At 60.9% G+C, this 21,926-nt stretch carries 22 protein-coding genes; 12 read left to right on the top strand and 10 right to left on the bottom strand.

Features of this window, described 5'->3' with window-relative positions; translation table 11 throughout:
* Positions 1-259: 259 nt before the first annotated feature.
* Entirely contained in the window at positions 260-2,281 is a 2,022-nt protein-coding gene (locus GR212_RS04295; protein WP_163985230.1) for a putative bifunctional diguanylate cyclase/phosphodiesterase, read from the top strand.
* Between the two features lie 49 nt (positions 2,282-2,330).
* Here the strand turns inward: GR212_RS04295 and GR212_RS04290 are convergent, their stop codons facing one another.
* From GR212_RS04290 to GR212_RS04275, 4 genes are all read right to left on the bottom strand, one after another.
* On the bottom strand, positions 2,331-3,422 hold the full coding sequence (locus GR212_RS04290; RefSeq protein ID WP_163985229.1) for a lactonase family protein: 1,092 nt from the start codon (positions 3,420-3,422) through the stop codon (positions 2,331-2,333).
* A gap of 63 nt (positions 3,423-3,485) precedes the next feature.
* Entirely contained in the window at positions 3,486-4,388 is a 903-nt protein-coding gene (gene kdgD / locus GR212_RS04285) for a 5-dehydro-4-deoxyglucarate dehydratase (protein WP_163985228.1), read from the bottom strand.
* A 40-nt stretch (positions 4,389-4,428) separates the two neighbouring features.
* Positions 4,429-5,403, bottom strand: a complete 975-nt coding sequence (locus tag GR212_RS04280; protein ID WP_163985227.1) for a mannonate dehydratase — start codon at positions 5,401-5,403, stop codon at positions 4,429-4,431.
* Positions 5,404-5,465: 62 nt separating this feature from the next.
* On the bottom strand, positions 5,466-6,182 hold the full coding sequence (locus tag GR212_RS04275; RefSeq protein ID WP_163985226.1) for a FadR/GntR family transcriptional regulator: 717 nt from the start codon (positions 6,180-6,182) through the stop codon (positions 5,466-5,468).
* Between the two features lie 372 nt (positions 6,183-6,554).
* On the opposite strand from GR212_RS04275, the gene GR212_RS04270 reads away from it, so the two are divergent.
* The 9 genes from GR212_RS04270 (at position 6,555) to GR212_RS04230 (ending at position 16,372) form a co-directional block, all read left to right on the top strand.
* Complete coding sequence (locus tag GR212_RS04270) at positions 6,555-8,033, top strand: ATP-binding cassette domain-containing protein (RefSeq protein WP_163985225.1); 1,479 nt, start codon at positions 6,555-6,557, stop codon at positions 8,031-8,033.
* 55 nt (positions 8,034-8,088) lie between these two features.
* Positions 8,089-9,093: an ABC transporter permease gene (locus tag GR212_RS04265; protein WP_163985224.1), complete on the top strand. Its 1,005-nt coding sequence runs from the start codon at positions 8,089-8,091 to the stop codon at positions 9,091-9,093.
* 84 nt (positions 9,094-9,177) lie between these two features.
* Complete coding sequence (locus tag GR212_RS04260) at positions 9,178-10,167, top strand: substrate-binding domain-containing protein (RefSeq protein ID WP_163985223.1); 990 nt, start codon at positions 9,178-9,180, stop codon at positions 10,165-10,167.
* A 62-nt stretch (positions 10,168-10,229) separates the two neighbouring features.
* Complete coding sequence (locus GR212_RS04255) at positions 10,230-11,003, top strand: SDR family oxidoreductase (RefSeq protein WP_163985222.1); 774 nt, start codon at positions 10,230-10,232, stop codon at positions 11,001-11,003.
* A gap of 33 nt (positions 11,004-11,036) precedes the next feature.
* Positions 11,037-12,029: a dihydroxyacetone kinase subunit DhaK gene (locus tag GR212_RS04250; protein ID WP_163985221.1), complete on the top strand. Its 993-nt coding sequence runs from the start codon at positions 11,037-11,039 to the stop codon at positions 12,027-12,029.
* Between the two features lie 13 nt (positions 12,030-12,042).
* Positions 12,043-12,684: a dihydroxyacetone kinase subunit DhaL gene (gene dhaL / locus GR212_RS04245; protein WP_163985220.1), complete on the top strand. Its 642-nt coding sequence runs from the start codon at positions 12,043-12,045 to the stop codon at positions 12,682-12,684.
* A 132-nt stretch (positions 12,685-12,816) separates the two neighbouring features.
* A complete protein-coding gene (locus GR212_RS04240) occupies positions 12,817-14,913 on the top strand; it encodes a bifunctional sugar-binding transcriptional regulator/dihydroxyacetone kinase subunit DhaK (RefSeq protein WP_163985219.1) in 2,097 nt (698 codons plus the stop codon).
* A gap of 54 nt (positions 14,914-14,967) precedes the next feature.
* Positions 14,968-15,624, top strand: a complete 657-nt coding sequence (gene dhaL, locus GR212_RS04235) for a dihydroxyacetone kinase subunit DhaL (RefSeq protein ID WP_163985218.1) — start codon at positions 14,968-14,970, stop codon at positions 15,622-15,624.
* Between the two features lie 337 nt (positions 15,625-15,961).
* Positions 15,962-16,372, top strand: coding sequence for a hypothetical protein (locus GR212_RS04230; protein WP_163985217.1), 411 nt, complete (start codon positions 15,962-15,964; stop codon positions 16,370-16,372).
* Positions 16,373-16,776: 404 nt separating this feature from the next.
* Here GR212_RS04230 and GR212_RS04225 read toward each other — a convergent pair whose 3' ends face one another.
* Entirely contained in the window at positions 16,777-17,535 is a 759-nt protein-coding gene (locus GR212_RS04225; protein WP_163985216.1) for an SDR family oxidoreductase, read from the bottom strand.
* A gap of 108 nt (positions 17,536-17,643) precedes the next feature.
* Positions 17,644-18,063: a GlcG/HbpS family heme-binding protein gene (locus GR212_RS04220; RefSeq protein ID WP_163985215.1), complete on the bottom strand. Its 420-nt coding sequence runs from the start codon at positions 18,061-18,063 to the stop codon at positions 17,644-17,646.
* 90 nt (positions 18,064-18,153) lie between these two features.
* Here GR212_RS04220 and GR212_RS04215 point away from each other — a divergent pair, with 90 nt between their 5' ends.
* The gene (locus GR212_RS04215; RefSeq protein WP_163985214.1) at positions 18,154-19,044 is read left to right on the top strand and encodes an SMP-30/gluconolactonase/LRE family protein; all 891 of its coding nucleotides are present in this window, start codon (positions 18,154-18,156) and stop codon (positions 19,042-19,044) included.
* Positions 19,045-19,118: 74 nt separating this feature from the next.
* Here the strand turns inward: GR212_RS04215 and GR212_RS04210 are convergent, their stop codons facing one another.
* Complete coding sequence (locus GR212_RS04210; RefSeq protein WP_163985213.1) at positions 19,119-19,322, bottom strand: hypothetical protein; 204 nt, start codon at positions 19,320-19,322, stop codon at positions 19,119-19,121.
* 328 nt (positions 19,323-19,650) lie between these two features.
* On the opposite strand from GR212_RS04210, the gene nrcR reads away from it, so the two are divergent.
* Entirely contained in the window at positions 19,651-20,001 is a 351-nt protein-coding gene (nrcR, locus tag GR212_RS04205) for a transcriptional regulator NrcR (protein WP_163985212.1), read from the top strand.
* A gap of 23 nt (positions 20,002-20,024) precedes the next feature.
* Here nrcR and queE read toward each other — a convergent pair whose 3' ends face one another.
* From queE to queC, 3 genes are read right to left on the bottom strand one after another with little or no spacing between them, the layout of a single operon-like run.
* The gene (gene queE, locus GR212_RS04200; protein ID WP_163985211.1) at positions 20,025-20,753 is read right to left on the bottom strand and encodes a 7-carboxy-7-deazaguanine synthase QueE; all 729 of its coding nucleotides are present in this window, start codon (positions 20,751-20,753) and stop codon (positions 20,025-20,027) included.
* Positions 20,750-21,106, bottom strand: a complete 357-nt coding sequence (gene queD, locus GR212_RS04195) for a 6-carboxytetrahydropterin synthase QueD (RefSeq protein WP_163985210.1) — start codon at positions 21,104-21,106, stop codon at positions 20,750-20,752. Before queD ends, queE begins: the two co-directional genes overlap by 4 nt.
* Positions 21,106-21,816, bottom strand: a complete 711-nt coding sequence (queC, locus tag GR212_RS04190) for a 7-cyano-7-deazaguanine synthase QueC (RefSeq protein ID WP_163985209.1) — start codon at positions 21,814-21,816, stop codon at positions 21,106-21,108. The genes queD and queC overlap by 1 nt, the downstream gene beginning before the upstream one ends.
* Positions 21,817-21,926 lie beyond the last annotated feature (110 nt).

The following is a 21,926-nucleotide window of genomic DNA, read 5'->3' as shown; positions in this document are numbered from 1 at the left end:
CCGATTGAGCGGATATTCATACATTATATTATATGACAATATCCACACGGATGGATGAGCCAGGCTGCCGGCCGTCGGATCAGAAGCCATGCGCGTCTGCTTCGGAAGCCAAGATGCTCGATACGCCGTCATGATTGCATAATTGCCTGCCGATATTGTCCGCTCGCCGAGTGAGAGTATGTAGATGACACAGCAGCCGGGTAAATCGCCCAAGCGACCGCATGGGGATGAAAAGAGCGACGACCGGCAGCGTCGTAGCATGCTCGAATTACTCCGGGCCCAATATCAGTCCCTCTCCGAGCGCTACGAATGGCTCGAGGCGATGATCAACTATGTGCCGGACTTCATCTATGCCAAGGACAGAGACAGCCGCTTCCTCTTTGCGAACCGGGCCACCGTCCTCAACAACGGCTTCACGCATGTCGAGGAACTGATTGGCCTGACGGACGCGGAAATCCACCCATTAGCTGATGCCCACAAGATCGAGGAAGTGGAAAGGCGCGTCATGGAGACCGGCGAAGCCGACCTGGGCGTCGAGGAGCGACGCCTAAGGGGCGAAGGCTGGCTCATGATGTCCCGGGTGCCGTTGAGAGACAGGAACGGCAACATCATCGGCGTTGTCGGAGCCTCCCGCGATATATCCGCCCGCAAACGGGCGGAAGAGTTGATGAGCGCACAAACGAAGCTGCTGCGGGAGGTCGCGCGAGGCGTCGACCTCGACCTGTTTTTCCAGGAAGCGCGCACTTTACTTGAGCGGCTGCTGAACGGAAGGCCAGTCAGCTTCATTCTCGGTGATGAGCACCTCGCGCCGATTGCCGGCGAGATTCTGGAATTCCCCATTTCCTCGCGAGATGGCGGCAGGCACGGAACGCTGGCGGTAGCGAAGACCGACGGCAACGAAGCCGGGCTTACGGAGTTCCTTGCCGGCATAGCGCAAACGGTCGGAATCGCCATTGATCGCCATCGGGATATCGCGCGCATCGCCTATCTGGCCGAGCATGATGCACTGACCGGCCTGCCAAATCGCACGCTTCTCGACAGCAAGCTCGGGCGTCTGTTGGAGACGGCGGCAACAGACGGGGTGCCTCTCGCCGTCGCCTTCGTCGATCTGGATAATTTCAAGCTGGTGAACGACAATCTCGGTCATGCGGCCGGTGACGAATTGCTGAAAGTGGTCGCCCGGAGAATAGCCGCCTGCGTTGGAAATGACGGGCTTGTGTCGAGGATCGGCGGCGATGAGTTCATCCTTGTCCTCCGGCAGGCTCATGATTCCATACACGACAAGTTGAAGGCCATCCTTGAAGCGATATCGGAACCTTTGACCATCGCCGGCGTCGCCATCCGGACAACCTGCAGCATCGGCGTGGCCTGCTCTGCCGAGCACGGCACTACGGCTTCGGAGCTGTTTGCAAACGCCGACATGGCGCTCTACCGCGTCAAGGAATCCGGGCGCAACGGCATTCAACTGTTCTCGCCGGCCATGGCCGAAGACGCGCGCAACAAGCTCACACGCATCGAAGAACTGCGCCACGCGGTCGAACGGGACGAGTTCCTGCTCCACTATCAGCCGCAGAAAGATATCCGCACAGGCAAGGTGATCGGGGTCGAGGCGCTCGTGCGATGGCAGCATCCCGATGAAGGTCTATTGCCGCCTGGCGCCTTCATCCCATTGGCCGAGGAAACGGGGCTGATCGTCTCGATCGGCGATATGGTCTTGCAGAAGGCTTGCCGACAGGCGCGGGCATGGCAGGACCGGGGCCTGCCGCCGCTCCGCATCGCGGTGAACGTGTCGGCACGGCAGTTTCTGGAAAGTTCGCTGACGGATCAGGTCGCATCGGCGCTGCGGTCGGCCAATCTCGATCCAGAATGGCTCGAGCTCGAATTGACGGAAAGCCTGATCATGCGCGATGTCGCTGGGGCGATCGAGCGCATGCAGGAACTGAAGAAGCTCGGCGTCAGCCTTGCGATCGACGATTTCGGCACGGGCTATTCAAGCCTCAGCACACTCAGACGCTTTCCGCTTTCCCGTCTCAAGATCGACCGCTCCTTCATTGCCGAGATCCCCGACAAGCCCGGCGACATGGCGATTACCTCCGCCATCGTATCCCTGGGCCGAACTTTGGAGCTGGAAGTCGTCGCCGAAGGCGTAGAAACGGAAGAGCAAGCGCGCTTCCTCGAACAAGCCGGCTGTGAAATGTTTCAGGGCTATCTGTTCGCCAAGCCCCTTCCCGCCTCCGAGATCGAAAGCCTGATCGCCAGGCTGTCGGGAAAAGCCGACTAGGAACGGTGCGCGATCATCCGCTGGACGCTTGTCGCCGGCGGTCTCTCCTTCAGATGAAAGTCACGATCTCGATCCAGTTCGCGCCCGCATCGACCGGGTATCGGCCGACCAATCCGAGGGCACCGTCCATCTGGTCGATGGCATAGACCGACAAGCTGTCGGATTTTTCGCCGGACGCGACAAGAAAACGGCCCGAGGGATCGATACGGATGCCCCGCGGCTGCAATTCGGTCGGATAATTCGCGATATAAGTCAGCGTTCCATCGTGTTCCGAGACATGAAAAAGTGCTATCCGGCTGGTGGTTCGCTCAGTCGTGAACAGAAACCTGCCATTCGGCGTGATGCCGATATCCGCTGCCCAGACCTTCGGCTTGCCGTCATCGGCCGCATTTGCCGCCGACGGGGGAATGCCGGGAGACAGTCCCGCATCTGGGGGCACGGAAGCGACACTTGCGATCTCGGTCAAAGTGCCTGTGACAGCGTCGAGGGCATAGTGGATGACATGGCCGGTCAGTTCCGTCAGAACGTAGAGGGATGCATTGTCCGGTGATACGACTATGTGACGCGGACCGAAGCCAGGACCGGTCTCGACCCGCATGGGATCATTCACCGCCAGTATCCCGGTCTCGGAATCGAAGATGAACTGCTGCAGCGCGTCGGAACCGAGATTTGTGGCGAAGACATATCGTCCCGATCGATCGCTGACGATCGAATGAGCGTTGCGCCCCGTGGGCATCACCTGGCTGGCTTCGGCGGTGACGCGTCCGTCCCCGTCGACGGGCAAGACGGTGACCAGGTTGCCGCCATAGGAGGCCGTGAAAAGAAACCTGCCTGACGGATCGGTCGAAACATAAGCCATGCTGTCGGGTAGTGCCGCTAAGGCTTCCCGGGTGAGCCTGCCGGTCGCGCTGTCGATCGCCAGCGTCAGCACCCGGTAGGGCTGCGAACGGATGACGGCATAGAGATGCCGCCTGTCCGGGCTGGCGGCCATCGGCATGACGGCATGCCCCACGTCCAGGCTGGTCACCCGCACGAGCGCGCCAGTCGCCTCATCCATGCTGTAGATGTCGATCGTGCCGGCGATAGCGGCGGCGACATAGACGAATGTGCGAGACGCTGTGCTGAAGGAAGGTTGAACCATGCGTGACCTCGTTCGAGCATCGTACCGGCGTGACCGGCGATGATGCGAACCTTCTAGCAAATCTCACTCTGCTGCCGCGATAATCTTTTCCAGTATTGCCATTTCCTCCGGTGTCAGATCGGTCAATGGCGGTCTTACCGGCCCGGGGTCCCTGCCAAGAACGCGCAGGCCCGCCTTGATGATCGACACCGCATAGCCCTTCTTTCGATTGCGCAACGTCACCAGCGGAAAGAAGAAGCTTCTGAGAATATGGTCGACGGTTACCTGATCGCGCGAGCGAAGTGCCGCGTAGAAACGCTGTGCCAACGTCGGGACAAAATTGAAGACCGCCGAGGAATATGTCGTGACGCCCGCCGCGAAATAGGCCTGCGCATAGACCTCGTGGGTCGGCATGCCACCGACATAAACCAGGCGGTCCTTGAGAGTGGTGGTAATCTCGATCACCTTATCGACGTCGCCGACCCCGTCCTTGTAGCCGATCAGATTGGGGCACTCGTCGGCAAGACGGGCCAGGCTCTCGGCGCTGAGCACGGCATTGTCACGATTATAGACGATGACGCCGATACCAGTGGCCTGGCAGACCGCCTTGACGTGAGCGATGAGGCCCGCCTGTTCCGCAAACATGAGATAGGGCGGAAGAAGCAGCAAACCGTCCGCGCCGGCCTTTTCCGCCGCCTTGGCGATGTCGATAGCGAGCGACGTACCATAGCCGGTCCCGGAGATAATCGGCGTGCTGCCCGCCGATGCTTTCGCAGCACGAACGACCTGCGGGATCTCGGCCGGGTTCAACGAGAAGAACTCGCCGGTGCCTCCCGCGGCAAAAAGCGCAGCGGCTCCGTAGCCGGCCAGCCATTCGATATGACCTCGATATTTCGCCTCGTCGAACGTCAGATCCTGACCGAAATGGGTGACGGGAAACGACAGCAGACCGCTGCCAACAGCCTTTTTCAGTTCATTCGCGTCCATGGCGATATCCTGTTCTAGATCTTGGTTGAGTGGTGTTCGTTCAGGCCTGATCGAGCGTCTGGAGAAGAGCGGCGATATAGCCGTAGCAGAAGGCGAAGGCGACGCCCGTCGGATCCCGGCCGCTGATCGTCGGTACGTGGTCGGGCATCAGCATGTATGAATAACCGACTTCCCTGTAGATCCGGGCGGAGCGCACCATGTCCATGTCGCCCTCCTCGGGGAAGGTCTCCATGAAGGAGAGCTTGCCGCCCCGGATGTTGCGGAAATGGACGTTGAAGATTTTGCCGCGGCTGCCGAACCAGCGGATAACGTCGTCGATTTCCTCGCGCGGATGGTCAAGCATTTCCCCGATCGATCCCTGGCAGAAATTCAGACCGTGATAGGGGCTCTCCCGCATCAGCACGAATTTCTTAAGGCCTGCGACCGAACCGAGGACGCGCGTCACGCCACGGTAGCCCGGCGGTGTATAGGGATCATGCGGATGGCAGGCGAGGCGAATGCGATTGCTTTCCGCCACCGGAACGACCCGCTCCAGAAAATAGTCGATGCGTTCCCAGTTGTCGTCTTCCGACAGCACGCCCGCAAGGCCCGGTGCGGCGCGAGGGTCGGTCATATTCCATCGAAAACTCGCGTTCAGCGAACCCCCTCGCCCCCACTCATCCGGGGTGCGCGGTATGCCGATGAGATTGAGATTGTATTTCACTGCCGGAATTCCGGCGGTCGCCACATCCTCGATCAGCCTGCAGATGGCATCGATCTGGCGATCGCGATCAGGCCCTGCAAGCAGGATATCGGGATAGGTAGCTTTTTCGACGGGCTGGGACGACAACGGAAGCTGAATCATGTCCAGCACCAATCCGAAGCTTTCGACCTTGTCGCGAAGTCGCTCAAGATCGGACAAAGTCCAGTTTTCAGGCCTCCCGGGTGGGTCGGCACAAATGTGCTTCACTCCAAGTTGCGCGAACATCCGATAGTCGTCGTCGTCGCGCGCCTCGATCTGCGTTCCCAAATACACCCGCCACGCTCCCTAAACGGCCATATCATATGACATACTATGATTAAATGGCATGTCGAACCTTATTGCGGCTGGAGTTCAGCCAGCAGGCGGTAGCGCCGTTGGCTCGCCATCAGGTGGGCGCGCATCGCCTGGCGTGCCCGTTCCGGATCCTGATCGACAATCGCCGCCAGAATCTCGACATGCTCGGCATGAACCTTCTCCAGATAGGCATGATCATTGGCCTCCGGAAGCGTCGGAAACTGTCCCCGCGGAATGGTGCGCGGGCCGATATGCCTGAGTATATCGACATAGAAGCGGTTGTTTGTCGCGACCGCGACCGCCATGTGAAACTCGAAATCGGCATCGACGGTTGAAAGCCCCTGCTCCATCAGAGCAGCCATCTTCCGGTTGGCCGCAGCAATGGCTGCCTCTTGTTCCGCGGTCCTGCGATACGCCGCGATTGCGGCAGCCTCACCTTCGGTCGCCATACGAAACTCCAGCAATTCCAGCGTCTCGGGAATGGTCTTGATCTCGACGGGCGTCAATATGAGGGCGGGCCTCGTGGGCGTATCGGAAACGAATACGCCCTTCCCCTGAACCGGCCTGACCAGCCCGGCTGCTCGCAGATCGGCGATCGCCTCGCGCACGACGGTCCGGCTGACCCCAAACGCAGCCTCGAGCCGCGGCTCCGTCGGAAGCTGATCGCCTGCCCGAAGTTTGCCGGTCTCGATCTGCGTGCGCAATTGGTCGATGACCCGTTGCGCCAGACGCTGCCGTGCCTGGGCACTGATCGCCATTCTCAATCCCCTGTTTAGCCACCCGCAACCAATAGCGAGAAACCTGCTGACCGCAGCAAATCATAATATGACTTAATGTCAACATAGCATGCTTCAAAACCTTTCAGACCGAGCGTCCGAGATGAGGCTGGAATTTCCGCTCGCCGCCCCGATAGCGGGGTCACCTCGATCATTCCCCACGATCGACGCTCCGCCCCTCCCACCCGTCGGCGACTCTCCGAGATTTAACAGCCTCGCCGCCTCTCGCAGCGAATTCAAAATCGCATGCTTGACATTTGTCGAAAGCACTCCGAATATTGTCAACATTGGTGCCGAGCAGCAATCGTCTCTGTCGTCAGAGCTTGTTTCGGCATCGGGAGTGCGGAGGGGAAAGTGGAATTCCTGCTTGAAGTAGAGGGGCTGAAAAAGTCCTTTGGCGGCGTCGCTGCATTGCGCGACGGGCGCTTTCAATTGCGGCCCGGCTCCGTCCACGCTCTGTGCGGCGGCAACGGTGCGGGCAAGTCGACCTTCCTCAAGATCCTGATGGGCATTCACAAGCGCGATGCCGGCTCCATTCGCCGCCGCGGCAAGGAAGTGGACTACGCCAGCCCCGCCGAAGCGCTCGCCGCCGGCATCGCCATCATCGAACAGGAACTCAGCCCCATCCCGCACATGACGGTTGCCGAGAATATCTATCTCGGCCGCGAGCCATCGGCCCGGTTCGGCGGCATCGACTTCAAGACGATGAACCGCAACGCGCAGGCGCTGCTCGACCGGCTGGAGTTCAATATTCGCGCCACGCAATTCATGATGAACCTTTCGGTCGCGCAGGTTCAGCTGGTCGAAATCGCCAAGGCGCTCAGTCACGACGCCGAAGTGATCTTCATGGACGAACCCACCTCGGCGATCGGCGAAAAGGAAGCGCAGCAGCTGTTTGCCACCATCGAGCGGCTGAAGGCCGAGGGCAAAGGCGTCGTCTATGTCTCGCACCGGCTGTCCGAAATCTTCCAGATTGCCGATTCCTACACGGCCTTCCGCGATGGATCCTATGTCGGCAGCGGCGCGCTTGCCGATATCGACCGGCCCGGCCTCATTCGCATGATCGTCGGCCGCGAGCTTGGCGAGGAATACATCAAGACGAACGTGCCGACCGCGACGCCGGGGCTGGAAGTTGCCGGCCTGACGGCGCAAGGCAAGGTCGACGACATCTCCTTCACCGCCCACAAGGGAGAAATCTTCGGCATCTACGGCCTCATGGGGTCCGGCCGCACCGAGATCTTCAACTGCATCTTCGGCGTCGACGCCGTGACGAGCGGCGAGATCAGGCTTTCAGGCCAGCCCATTGTCGTGCGCAAGCCGGCCGAAGCCATGCAGCACGGCATCGCCTTCGTGACGGAAGACCGCAAGTTGACGGGGCTCAATCTCATCGACAGCGTGCGCAACAATATCTGCCTGGCGAGCCTTCCCGAAATGAGCCCGCGCTTCTCGATGGACCGTCGGGCGGAAGCCAGCGCCAGCCAGGACATGATCAAGCGCTTCGGGATCAAGGCGGCGCGCGACAGCATGCCGGTTTCCGGTCTTTCGGGCGGCAACCAGCAGAAAGTCGTGCTCGGCAAGTGGTTCCTGCGCAAGCCGAAAGTGCTGCTGCTGGACGAGCCGACGCGCGGCGTCGACGTCGGTGCCAAGCGCGAGATCTATCGCATCATCTGCGACTTCGCCGCCGAAGGCGGCACCGTCATCATGATCTCGTCCGAAATAGACGAGGTTCTCGGCATGTCGGACCGCATCCTGGTGATGCGCCAGGGACGCTCTGCCGGAATTCTCAAGAGGGAAGAGGCCGACGCGCAATCGCTCGTGCATCTGTCGACCTGAAAGCGACAGAGAACGAAGCCCAAGAACCAGCGCCCGGCAACAAGAGGTATTTGCAATGTCCGCCACTGACAACAATCAGCCCAATTCCTGGTTCGGCTCGGACCGGCGCAGATTGATCATTCAGGAATACGGGATCTTTCTCGCCTTCCTGCTGCTTGCCGCCGTCCTCTCGTTCTCGAATGAGTATTTTCTGACGGCCGGCAACATCTCCAACGTGTTGCTGCAGACCTCGATCAACGGCGTGCTGGCGATCGGCATGACCTTCGTCATCCTGACGCGCGGCATCGATCTTTCCGTCGGCTCCGTGGTCGCACTGACAGGCATCGTCAGCGCGAGCTTCGCAACGACCTCGGCGACGGCCGGCATCGTCGGCGCACCCTACCCGCCCTATGTCGCACTTGCGGTTGGAATATTGGTCGGTATCGCCTGCGGCGCCGTGGTCGGGTTCATCGTTTCCCGCTTTGCCGTTCCCGCCTTCGTTGCGACCCTCGGCATGCTATCGGCAGCACGCGGCCTGACGCTGATCTATGGCGGCGGCAAGCCGGTTCCCGCTCTCACGCCCGATTTCCGCTGGATCGGCACCGGCAGCGTCCTCTCCATTCCGATGCCGGTCATCCTGCTTGCCATCGTCTTCGTCGTCGCATGGTGGGTTCTCAACCGCACGCGTTTCGGCCGCTACATCTATGCCGTTGGCGGCAATCCGCATGCCGCCATCACCTCGGGCATCAATGTCAGCAAGCTGCGCTTCCTCGTTTACGTCATCTCCGGCGGCCTTTCCGGGCTGGCGGGCATGATCCTCGCAGCCCGCACGGGTTCCGCCCTGCCGCAGGCCGGCATCGCCTACGAACTCGATGCAATCGCCGCCGTCGTCATCGGCGGCACCAGCCTTTCCGGCGGCGTCGGCCGCATCACCGGGACGCTGATCGGCGCATTGATCATCGGCGTCATGAACAACGGCCTCGATCTCATGGGGATCCAGTCCTACTACCAGCAGGTCCTCAAGGGCGCGCTCATCGTCGGCGCCGTCATGCTCGACCAAAAGAGAAACCTGGGCGGTTGAGCCCAAAGAAATCCCTGTGTTCGCACTCGGAAACCCAACGGCGCGTCAGGATGGCCGCCGGACTTTCAACGGAGGAGACTTATAATGAAGAAATTATTGATTGCTCTTGCAGCGGCCACTGCGCTTCTGGCCTCGCCATCCCTCGCCCAGGACAAGAAACTGAAGATCGGCGCGGCACCCTATGGCCTCAATGCCGAGTTCATGCAGATCTGGTCCGCGGCGCTGAAGGAACATCCCGCCGTCAAGAACGGCGACGTGGATCTAACCATCTTCGACGGCCGTTACGACGCGCTCGTCCAGCAGGAGCAGGTCAACACGATGATCACGCAGAAGTTCGATGCGATCATCTTCGTGCCGATCGATATCGAAGCTGCGGCAACCGCCGTTCAGGCAGCCCATGACGCCGGCATCCCGGTTGTCGGCTCCAACACCCGCGTCAACTCCGATCTCCTGACCTCCTATGTCGGTTCCGACGACACGATCTCCGGCTACATGGAAGCCAAGACCGTGCTCGACAAGATCGGCTGCAAGGGCAACGTCGTCATCCTCGAAGGCCCGATCGGCCAGTCGGCGCAAATCTCGCGCCTCGAAGGCAACAAGAAGGCGCTTGCCGAGTGCCCGAATGTGAAGGTGCTGGAAGATCAGACCGCCAACTGGTCGCGTGCCGAAGCCCAGACGCTGATGGAAAACTGGCTGACGTCTCACCCGGGCCAGATCAACGGCGTCATCGGCCAGAACGACGAGATGGCGCTCGGCGCGATCGAGGCAATCAAGGCCGCGAAGCTCAACGTCAAGGATTTCGCCATTGCCGGTATCGACGGCATCACCGATGCGCTCCACGCCGTCAAGGAGGGCACGATGACCTCCATCCTGCAGGACGCCAGCGCACAGGCACAGGGCGCCCTCGATCTCGCGATCTTCGCCGCCAAGAAGGGCGACTACAAGCCGGAATCCAAGATCTGGGAACAGTATCCAGCCATGCCGTTCAACGACGGCAAGGACAAGAACTACAATGTTCCGTGGACCCCGGTAACGGCAGAAAACGTCGACAAGCTGCTCGAAACCCGCAAGTAGAATCAGTGAAGGTGGGGCGATCATCTCGCCCCACCCAATCCCCAGCTAGAGGCTTGAACAAGATGACCGAGACATCTCCAGACATTGATTTGAACTTCCCGCTCTCCGGCAAGATCGCCCTGGTCACGGGCGGCGGCTCCGGCATCGGCGCCGCGGTCGCAGCCGCATTCGCCTCCAAGGGCGCAAAGGTCGCGGTTCTCGATATCAATGTCGACATGGCGAAGGCCAAGGCATCCGAAATCGGCGGCGGCGCTGCGGCATTTGTCTGCGACGTCTCCGATCCCGCCTCGGTCAACAAGGCCGTCGGCGATGCGGTCTCGCATTTCGGCGGCATCGATATCGCCGTCAACAGCGCTGGCGTCGTTTTTCTCGCACCGGCTGAAGATCTTCCGCTAGACTATTGGGATAAAACGATAAACATCAATCTCAAAGGCACGTTCCTGGTCACACAGGCTGTCGGTCGCGCCATGATCGCCGCCGGCAAGGGCGGCAAGATCGTCAACCTCGCCTCGCAGGCCGGGACGGTCGCCATCGAAGAGCATGTCGCCTACTGCGCCTCCAAATTCGGCGTCATCGGCATGTCCAAGACTTTCGCCGCCGAATGGGGCAAGCACGGCATCAACGTCAACACCATCTCGCCGACGATCGTCCTGACCGAACTCGGCAAGAAGGCCTGGGCCGGCGAGAAGGGCGAGGCCGCCAAGAAGCGCATCCCCACCGGCCGTTTCGCCTTTCCGCAGGAGATCGCAGCCGCGGCTGTTTTCCTCTCGTCGTCCGGCGCGGACATGATCAACGGTGCCGATCTTCTGATCGACGGCGGCTACACCATTCTCTGAGCGCATACGCTCGACAATTCTACAGGAGAGACCATGCAGCGGTTCATCAACAATCCGGATGAAGTCGTTGAAGATACTGTAAAAGGCTTCATCAAGGCACACTCGGACATCGTTCGTCTGGCAGAAAATCCGCGCGTCGTCGTCGCCAAGGATGCACCCCGTGCCGGCAAGGTCGGCGTGATCACCGGTGGCGGTTCGGGCCACGAGCCGGCCTTTATCGGCTATGCCGGCAAGAACATGCTGGATGCGGTCGCGGTTGGCGAACTCTTTTCCTCGCCGACGGCCAAGAGCTTCCACGATGCCATTCGCGCGGCAAATGGCGGCCGCGGCGTAATCTGCCTCTACGGCAACTATGCCGGCGATAATATGAACGTGAAGATGGCGACGAAGCTTGCCGCGAAGGACGGCATCGAGGTCGCCACCGTCGTCGCCAACGACGATGTCTGCTCGGCACCGCCCGAGGAGCGCGAGAAGCGCCGCGGCGTGGCCGGCGAAATCTTCATGTGGAAGGTCGGCGGCGCCAAGGCGTCCAGGGGCGCAAGCCTCGAGGAAGTCCGCGTCGCCGCGCAGAAGGCAATCGACAGCTGCCGCTCCGTCGGCATCGGTCTGGGTCCCTGCACCCTGCCCGCCGTCGGTCATCCGAATTTCCAGATCGAACCCGGCACGATGGAAGTCGGCATCGGCCACCATGGCGAGCCCGGCGTTCGCGTCGAGCCGCTGAAGACGGCAGCCGAGATCGGCGAGGCCATGTGCCAGATCGTTCTCGACGATCACAATCTGCCGGCCGGAGCGGAAGTGGCCGTCCTCGTATCGGGCCTGGGTGCGACCCCGGTCAACGAGCTCTATATCCTGAACGACACGATCGAGACGAAGATCTCCGAGCGTGGCCTCAAGATCTACAAGACCTATATCGGCAACTACTTCACGTCGCTGGAAATGGTCGGCGCGACGCTGACCGTGATGGCGCTCGACGAGGAGCTCAAGGAGCTTCTGGACGTCGAGGTCAAGTGCACGACGCTGCTCTGAGGGGGACGCACGCATGCAGACATTCAACAACGCAGCGGCCGGCGACATCGTCCTGGCAATGGCCGAGCGCATCGTCGAAAACCGGGCCTATCTCAGCGAGATCGACGGCAAGATCGGCGATGGCGATCACGGCGTCAACATGGCCAAGGGCTTCGGCATGGCCGCGGAGCGCCTGAAGGGCAAGAACCAGTCGCTATCGGCGTCGCTCGACACGCTCGGCACCGTGCTGATGACCGAAATCGGCGGCTCCATGGGCCCGCTCTATGGCGTCATGTTCACCGAATTCGCCGAGAAGCTCGAGGGCATCGACGCGATCGACAGTGCGGCCTATAGCCGGGCACTGCATGCGGGGCTCGAAGGCATCCAGTCGATCGGTTCGGCCAAGGTCGGCGACAAGACCCTGCTGGATACGTTGGTTCCCGCGATCGAGGCCTTCGATACTGCGGATGCGGCCGGCACGTCCTTTGCCGAGGCGCTCGACGCCTTGGTCGCCGCCGCCGAGGCCGGTCGCGACTCCACGCTCAATCTCGTGGCCAGGATCGGCCGCGCCAGCCGGCTCGGCGAGCGCTCGCTCGGCGTGCTGGATGCAGGTGCAACCTCCTGTGCGATCATCCTCAAGGAACTTTCCCTGGGTGCGCGCGAACGGCTGCAATAAACGGGTTCTCCCAAGGCCGCGCGATCCCGCGATCCGTCGCGGGGTCGCGCGCCGCCCGCCCCAGGAAGAAGCATTTGCAAACATGCGCCATTGCTTCCATGTTCGGGCGGGAAAAGGGAATTGTGAATCGTCATGACAGCCAAGGCATCCTCGGTCGGCAAAAATAGTGCAAGCAAGGCCGGCGTCCCGGACTCAATCGACACCATGCCGCTGCGCTATGGCGACGATCCCTATGTCTGGGCTTGCTGGCTCTATTATGAAGATGGCAAGACCCAGGGCGATATCGCCGAGATCATGGGGATTTCGCGGGCAACGGTGAACAGCTATCTTGCCGACGCACGCAGCCGCGGCATCGTCAATATTTCGCTCGAGCCCTCGCGGCTGAGCTCTCTTTCCATTGCACAGGAACTCAAGCGCCATTTTGGCCTGCATGACTGTCTTGTCGTGCCGAGCGACGATGGAACCCGGCCGCTGATCGACCGCCTCGGGACGGCCGGCGCGCAGGCCATGGCCAGGCTTCTGAAATCGGGCGACACGCTTGCCGTCGCCTGGGGACGTACGGTCCTTGCCGTCGGCGAGCAGGCGAATGTGCCCAACCTTCAGGATGTCACCATCGTTCAGGCGACCGGCGGCACGCGCGCGCGCTTTGCCTACACGCCGGAACTCTGCGCCAGCGCCTTTGCGAATGCGACAGGCGGCAAGCTGATCAATATCACCGCGCCCGCCATCGTCTCTGCCCCCGAGGTCCGCGACATCCTGCTGCGCGAGCCGCTGGTCGAGGATCAGTTCTCGACCCTCGCCAAAGCCAACAAGGCGGTTTTCGGCGTGGCGTCGCTGAGACCGAATTCCACGATCCACAGCAGCGGCTTCTTCGAATCCGTCTCGTTGCAGGACTATCTGGCCAAGAATGCCGTCGGCGTTCTTGCCGGCCGCTTCATAGATGCGAAGGGCCAGCCGGTTTTGGGACCGCTCGACGAGCGCACCATCGGCATATCCCTTGAAATGCTGAAATCCATCAGCCTGCGCGTCGCGGTCGCCGGCGGTTTCGACAAGGTGCCCGCGATCCTCGCGGCATTGCGTGGCGGCTATATCAATGTGCTCATCACCGATGCCGCCACGGGGCGCGGCATTCTCAACGCGGATGGCGTCACCGAGTTCGATCAGAAATCCCAGCATCGTCCGAGAACGGATAATAGCGCCGCGTTGCCCAGCAGCTATCGCACGCATATCAAGAAGTTCCTCAACAATCCCGACGACGTCGTCGAGGAGATGCTCGAAGGCATCGTCAAGGCCCATGCGTCGCATGTCGCGCCGATCAAGGGATCGAACCGGACACTGGTGGCCCGCCATGGCCCGAGGGTCGGAAAGGTCGGCCTCGTGATCGGTGGCGGCACCGGCCATGAACCCTGCTTTGTCGGTTATGTCGGCAAGGGCCTCGCCGATGCCGTCGCCATCGGCAATATCTTTTCCTCGCCACCGCCGACGCCGATCCTGGAATGCGCCAAGGCGTCCTCCGGTGGAAAAGGCGTTCTCTTCGTCTATGGCAACTATGCCGGCGACGTCATGAATTTCGAGATGGCCGCGGAATTGGCGCAGGAGCAGCAGATCGAGGTTCGCACCGTCCTGACGACGGACGATATCTCCTCGTCGCCGATCGAGGACCGCGAGGGGCGGCGCGGCGTTGCCGGCAACTTCTTCATCTTCAAGATTGCAGGTGCCGCCTGCGACAGAGGACTATCGCTCGACGCCTGCGAGGCGGTGACGCGCAAGGCCAACGACCGGACCTTCACCATGGGTGTTGCGCTCGAGCCCTGCTCGTTGCCGCAGACGCGGCGCCACAATTTCGAGATCGGGCCTGACGATATCGAATTCGGCATGGGCATTCACGGCGAGCGCGGGGTCACCCGCGAGAAGATGATGAGTGCCGACGAAATCACCGACCGGGTGATGGACCGAATCTTCTCGGAGATGAAACCGGTTGCGGGTGATCGTGTCGCCGTGCTCATCAATTCCTTCGGCTCAACACCGCTTATGGAACTCTACATTCTCTTCAGGCGCGTCGAGCAGAGGCTGAGCGCCAAGGATATCCGGATCGAGGCGAACTGGGTTGGCCATTATTGCACGTCGCTCGACATGACCGGCGCATCCATATCCATCCTGCATCTCGATCAGGAACTGACGGAACTGCTGCATCATCCGTGCGACACCTTCACCTTGAAGGTCGGATGAACCTATAAGAAAGTGCCTGGCGACATAGGAACAGCCGGGACCGGGAGGACGACGATGTCGGAAAAAGCCGCGCGATGCCTGGGCACCATGTTTCAGCGCATATCGATCGCGATCAACGCCGAAAAAGACCGGCTCTCCGAGCTGGACGGCGCGATCGGCGACGCCGATCACGGCATCACCATGGCCCTCGGCTTCATGGCGGTGAACGCCGAACTGGCAAAGCTCGATCTTGCGCGGGCATTGCCGTCCGAGATTTTCTCGACCGCCGCCTCCGCTTTCCTGGACGCCGTCGGTGCGTCGACAGGCCCGCTCTATGCCACAGCCTTTCGCCGGGCTTCGCAGGCGCTGAAAACGGACGAATCCCTATCGCCTGCCTGCCAGGCGATGATCGTCGACGAGATGCGGGCCGGCATTCAGCAGCGCGGCAAGGGCCAGCGCGGCGACAAGACCATGCTCGATGCCTGGATCCCCGCGGCCGAAGCCGCAGTCGACGCGAAGGCGCACTCGCGCGACGTCATCGCCATGTGGAACCATATCCTCGACGCCGCAGAAACAGGAGCCAATTCCACAAGCTCCATGGTTGCCGCCCGCGGCCGCGCGGCGCGGCTGGGCGAGCGATCTCTTGGGCATATCGACCCAGGCGCGGCTTCGGCCGTAATCATCCTGCGGGCCATGCGGGATACGTTCGTGGATGGCAGGACCGGCAGCTGAATTGTCGCTGCATTGTCAGATCGCCGCCGTAGCGGTTTAAACTCGTTCCAGCTTGCGGCCGCGGCGCTTCGCCGCCTCGGATTTAGTCGACAACGAATTCGCCTGCGGGAAGATGCCGGAAAATCCGCGCGAAAATTGCCCTTGGGCATCATTGTCAATCTGCGATAGCGACCTAGTTCTCTCGCCAACCGTCCTGCAGGACGTGGATCATGCTTTCCATCTAAAATTCCACTACTCGAGAGCGCAATAATCGATAGACACACCCACCGCTCGATATTATCAACATCATCGCATTGACCTGGACGGTCTCCCCCACTGTCAACGAGGCTATGAAATCATGCATACAAGGATAGCTTGCGCCCTCGCTCTCGGCCTTCTTTCGACGACCCCGGCATTTGCTGACGGCTGCTCGGATCATTATGAAAGCAGCGGCGTTCCTTTGGTTACCGGCATCACCTACAAGACGTGGATGGTGTTTCCGTCCATCAATCCCAATGCCGCGTTTGACAAAGTATCGCGCGCCGTTCTCGCCGAAGGTTTTGTCGATGTGAACGTGGAAAAGAAGCTCGGCACGCTGACCGCGCAACAGGAAACGAGCGGATCCGGCAGGCCGCAGACCCTGCGTGTCGTCGTGCGCAAGAACGGCAAAGGAAGCCGCGTCGATGCCGTGTTCATCGTGCAAGCGGGGCAAGTCGCTCCGGGCGTCAGCAAGAACCTTTGCCGCATCGTGAACGCTGTCGGCGAATAGCCGCATCTGAACGCTCGATAATGGCAAGATAGAGCGTCATGCTCTTCATTTTCGCCGGAGGCTGCCGGACGACGGAAGAACCGTTTCGCTTCCGATGACAATCATCGAGACCGGCCGGAAAAGATCCGGCTCCACGCCGATCCCGGCAGCAGGAAATGGCATGACCCGTGCCATTTCCCTCAGCGCTACAGCCGCCTGGCGTAACTGCATCGCATCATCAATAGCGATGAAACCGCTGCATCGGTCTAACTGCGCAACACCATGATATCCGCGACCCGCTCAGCGGCTCGCAGGTTTCGTGCGGTCGGGCGTTGATCCCGTCGGGGCCGGTGCGCAGACTTCGGCAGACCCGGCATTGCCCGGGCCGCCGAGGCGAAAGACGCTCCGGAAGGAACTTCCGGCCATCAGAGCGAGGCGGTGATACCGCCGTCCACATAAAGCACATGGCCGTTGACGAAGGAGGACGCGTCAGAAGCGAGGAAGATGCAGGCACCGACCAATTCCTCGACCCTGCCCCACCGGCCGGCCGGTGTGCGTTTTTCCAGCCACGCCGAAAAATCGGCATCGGCGACAAGGGCTGCGTTCAATGGTGTATCGAAATAGCCGGGCGCGATGGCGTTGCATTGCAGCCCATGCCTGGCCCAGTCTGTCGCCATGCCTTTGGTGAGATTGCCGACCGCGCCCTTGGTCGCCGTGTAAGGAGCGATCGACGGGCGGGCCAGCGCCGTCTGCACGCTGGCGATATTAATGATCTTTCCGGCGCCGCGCCTGATCATATGGCGCGCGACGGCCTGGCCGACATTGAAGACGCTCGATATGTTTGCCCGCAGCAGCCGTTCGAAGGCGTCAGCGGGAAAATCCTCGAGCGGCGCGCGGTACTGCATGCCCGCGTTGTTGACGAGAATGTCGATTGCGCCCGTCTCGGCCTCGAACGTATCGACGGCTTGCCGCGCGGCATCATGATCGGTGGCATCGAATGCCAGGACATGCGCCTTGCCGTCGAGACCATCCGCCGCCTTGGCAAGCTTTTCCTTGTCGCGGCCGTTAAGGACCAGCTCAGCGCCGGCGGCGGCCAACCCCCTGGCAAGCGCAAGGCCGATGCCTTGCGAAGACCCCGTCACCAGAGCGCGGCGCCCTTTGAGATCAAAAAGACCGAGAGACATCGTTTCATCTTCCTTCACTGCGCCAATGATCGGCATTGTGTTTGTGTAGTCGGGAATATTCCCTGCCGCGGGAAAACGCGAATGGTGGATTTCACGCGCGGGCCAAATCTAGTCGAGATCGGCGCCGATTGCCCTCAGCGCCGCGAGCGCTACCTGCTCATCCTGTTCGCCTGACCCGGATCCGACACCGATGCCGCCAACGAGCGTGCCGGCAACGCGGATCGGCAGGCCCCCGCGCAATCCCGTCATCCCGCCATGCGTTGCGACGGCCAGTGGCAATCGCGCATGGTCCGGCAAGGAATTGCTTGGTGCGCCGATGGACGCCGCCGTTTGCGCCTTGGCGAGCGCGCTCTTCAGCGATTGGAAACGCGAACCGCGCATACGGAAGGAGCCGAGCGTCACACCGGATTGATCGACGATGACGATGCATTGCGGCTGCCCCATCTCGGTCGCGGCGGCGATCGCCGCCGTCAAGAGCGTCATCACTCCCTGGTCGCTCAAGACACTCGACGTCAGAATATGGCTCATGCACTCTCCTCGCAACTTGCGGATTCGTTTGAGTGGGTTATCGATAACGGATCGATCCTGCGATGCAACTTTCTGGGAGGTATTGTCACAATGTCGTTCTTCGAGACCATGGACCCGGCCTTCGGGAAATTCATCCTGGGCAATGCCCCGGTCAAGCAAATCGCTACGGGATTTGACTGGGTGGAGGGACCCGTCTGGTTCGGCGATCTGAATTGCCTGCTGTTTTCCGACATTCCCAACAATCGGATCATGCGCTGGATACCGGGCATCGGCATCAGTGTCTTCCGGGACCCTTCGAATTTTTCGAACGGCCACACGCGCGATCGCCAGGGCCGGCTCGTCAGCTGCGAACATGGCGGCAGGCGCGTCACGCGGACCGAATATGACGGATCGATCACCGTTATAGCCGACAGCTATCAGGGCAAACGCCTGAATTCGCCTAACGACGTCGTCGTCGCCTCGGACGGCGCCATCTGGTTCACCGATCCTCACTACGGCATCGCGACGGACTATGAGGGTCATAGAAGCGAGCAGGAACTGCCGTGCAACGTCTATCGTGTCGACCCGGCCGGCACGATCTCCGCCATTCTGACGGATTTCAACTGCCCGAACGGGCTCGCGTTCAGCCCCGACGAGAAGAAGCTCTATGTCGCAGATACCGGCCGCATTCACGGCAACGATCCGCAGCACATTCGCGTCTTCAATGTCGGCGAGAACTGGCGGCTATCCGGCGGCGAGGTGTTTCATGTGATTTCGCCGGGCTGCGCCGATGGCATGCGCCTCGACAGCGACGGCAATCTCTGGTCGTCGGCTGCCGACGGCGTGCACTGCATCGCGCCAGACGGTCATCTCATGGGCAAAATTCTCGTGCCCGAAACCGTCTCCAATCTTTGCTTCGGCGGCCGAGGCAAACACAGGCTCTTCATGACGGCGACAACCAGCGTCTATTCGATCTCGCTCAATCGGAGCGGTGCGCTCTGACAGGCCACGACATCGATTAGCGCTGTCAGGATCGCCCGCGATATGGCGTGGCCATAGCGCATCCTGCAAAGCGATCAGCGCAGATCAGCCTGTGGCATGGAATGTGAAGCCGCCTGGGCCACGGGTGCGAGATTGGCGGACAGGGCGAGATCCTGTCTGCGCGCGGCGTTCTGCAGCAAAACCGCCAATCCGGTTACGGAAATGTGATCCGCGCGCATGACCTGCCGGATCAGCGGGTCTCTGAGAACTTCGGCGATCGTCAAGTCCCTATGGGTCATGGTTACCTCCTGTTCGTTGCAACGGAAGATAACCGGCTTAATTAGCAGTGCGATGTCAAAAGACGGACAAAAACAAGGCAGTTCGTTCGATTTTGTTACAGAATAATTGCAAATCCTGTGACGCGACATATTCCAAAATTACAATAGGACCCTAACTATCAAATAGGAGAGGTTGATCAGTGGCGATCGACCTTAACTGGGAGGTCCGTTTGCTCCGCGAAGGCGCAACGTTTTGCAATAATTCCGACCATAATTTTGCAACTTTTGCGTTTATTATCGCGCGATGCCGGGGGCTCCAAAGATTAACCATAAACGATCGGCCGCGCCAATGTATTCCTCAGATCAGACCGTAGAAGATGAGCGTCTCATCTATCATGCAGAGCTTCTCAACCAGCTCTCGAACCCCAAGCGTCTGGAGGTCTGCATTCACCTGTCCGGCCGGGAGGAAGATGTCAACAGTCTGGCCAGAAAGCTCGGAATATCGCAATCGGCGCTGAGCCAGCATCTGACGCGTCTTCATCACTCAGGCATCGTGAAGGTCCGCCGCCAGGCGCAATTCAGATACTATACCTGCGACCACCCCGGCGTTCAGCAGATATTGAGAACGCTTGCCGACATCTTCGAAGCCGAACTCAAGCCGCCGGTGGACGCAGATGACGCTCGTGGCGAAAGGGAATAGCCCGGCGCCGACGAGCACCGTACTCAGACACCGCGCTTGTTGCCCCAGACGAGCACATGCAACTGCGGCAGCACCCTCGCCTCGAACCACCGGTCGGCACTGACCTTGTCCACCAGCCATCGCATGCGTTCGACAATGCCATCCATGTCGACGGTGGCATCCTCCGCATCGGCCGGCGGCGGCGTGTGATTGCCGGGCTGCAGATAGAGAGGCAGATCCGGATAGCGGGCGGCGGCCTCTCGTGCGTAGGCGTAGTCGAGATCATCGAAGACGACGATCTTCAGCGCGATCTGCGGTTCGCCGCCCGCCATGCGAAGACAGTCTTCAAACGCTGTCCAATCCGTCACCATGCCGCTTGACGGCGGCTTCGGGCTCAGCACCAAGACATCAAGCGCGGCGAACCAGTCCCTGGCCAGGCTTGCCTGCGTCTCCAGCGCGAAACGATAGCCTTCCGCATGGCCGCGCGCGATCAACGGGCCAAGCGGCTGGATCGCGGGGTTGCCGCCAGACAGGGATATCGTCAGCGGCTTGCCGCCGGAAAGCCTTTTCACCTCCGACCAGATTTCGTTCACCGACATGGGCTGCCATTGATCGCGATAGTCGCTGTCGACCGCATGAAGCGTGTCGCACCACACGCATCGGTAGTCGCAGCCGCCTGTGCGCACGAACACCGTCGGCAGGCCGATCAGTATCCCCTCGCCCTGGATCGTCGGCCCGAAGATCTCGCTGACGCGAATGCGCGCCTCGCTCATGGCCGGTACTCCGCCCATGTCTTCGGCGTTTCGCTGACGCGCACGGCCGATGTTTCGGGCAAACGCGACTTGCACCAATCATAGAAATGTTTGGCGAGGCATTCAGACGTGACGCGATCATGGCCAAGCACATCATTGAGATGACGGTGATCGAACTCATCGTCGATGTAGCGCTTCAGCGGCTGCAGCTCATGGTAGTCCCGGACAAAGCCGTTCCCATCGAGTTCCCTGGCCGAAAGTTCCACCACGACGACGTAGTTGTGCCCATGCAGGCGGGCGCATTGATGATCGTCCGGCAAGTGCGCCAGCCGATGCGAGGCAGAGAAATGATACTCCTTGGTGATGCGGAACATCACTTGACCTCCTCGGCCGAAAATCGCGCGGTCGCCGATACCCAGAAATCGGGATCCTCGTAGTCGGTGGGATCCTCGACGCCGGCGAGATGGAAGGCTTCGCGCCGCTCGACGCAGGTGCCGCAGCGACCGCAATGGCGCGCGCCGCCCTTGTAGCAGGACCAGGTTTCGGCAAACGGGGTTCGATGCCGCGCGCCGTCCGTGACGATATCCGCCTTCGATATGGTGACATAGGGGGCATGGAGCGAAATGCTGGCATAGCCCTCGAGCGCATGGTTCTGCATCTGCTGGAAGGCATCGATGAAGCCGGGACGGCAATCGGGATAGATGAAATGATCGCCGCCATGAACGGCGACGGCGACCACATCCGCCTTTTGCGCGGCGGCAAGACCGAAAGCGATCGCCAGCATGATGGCATTGCGGTTCGGCACGACCGTCGCCTTCATCGTTTCCTCGGCATAGTGCCCGTCCGGCACGTCGACGTCGTCGGTCAGTGCCGAGCCGGTCAAATGCTTGCCGATGGCGGTGATGTCGATGATCTGATGCGGCACGCCGAGCCGGCTGGCGCAGGCTGCGGCAAACTCCAGCTCCTTGCGATGCCGCTGGCCGTAGTCGAAGGAGACAAGTCCGATAAGCTGATGTTCGGCTGCGACCTTGTGGGCGAGCGAAACGGAGTCCAATCCGCCGGAGCAGATGACGATGGTCTTCATAATGTAGGATCCCTTGTTTTGACCGGGTGGGCTGCGACCGGATTTCATGGCTATCAATAGCCACGGCAGGCTCCGTAGCAGCAGAAACCGGAGGAAACAAGGCATCCGCT

Source organism: Martinezella lusitana, from assembly GCF_010668395.1.
Taxonomy (GTDB): domain Bacteria; phylum Pseudomonadota; class Alphaproteobacteria; order Rhizobiales; family Rhizobiaceae; genus Rhizobium; species Rhizobium lusitanum_A.
This window is presented reverse-complemented; position numbering and strand designations above follow the sequence as displayed.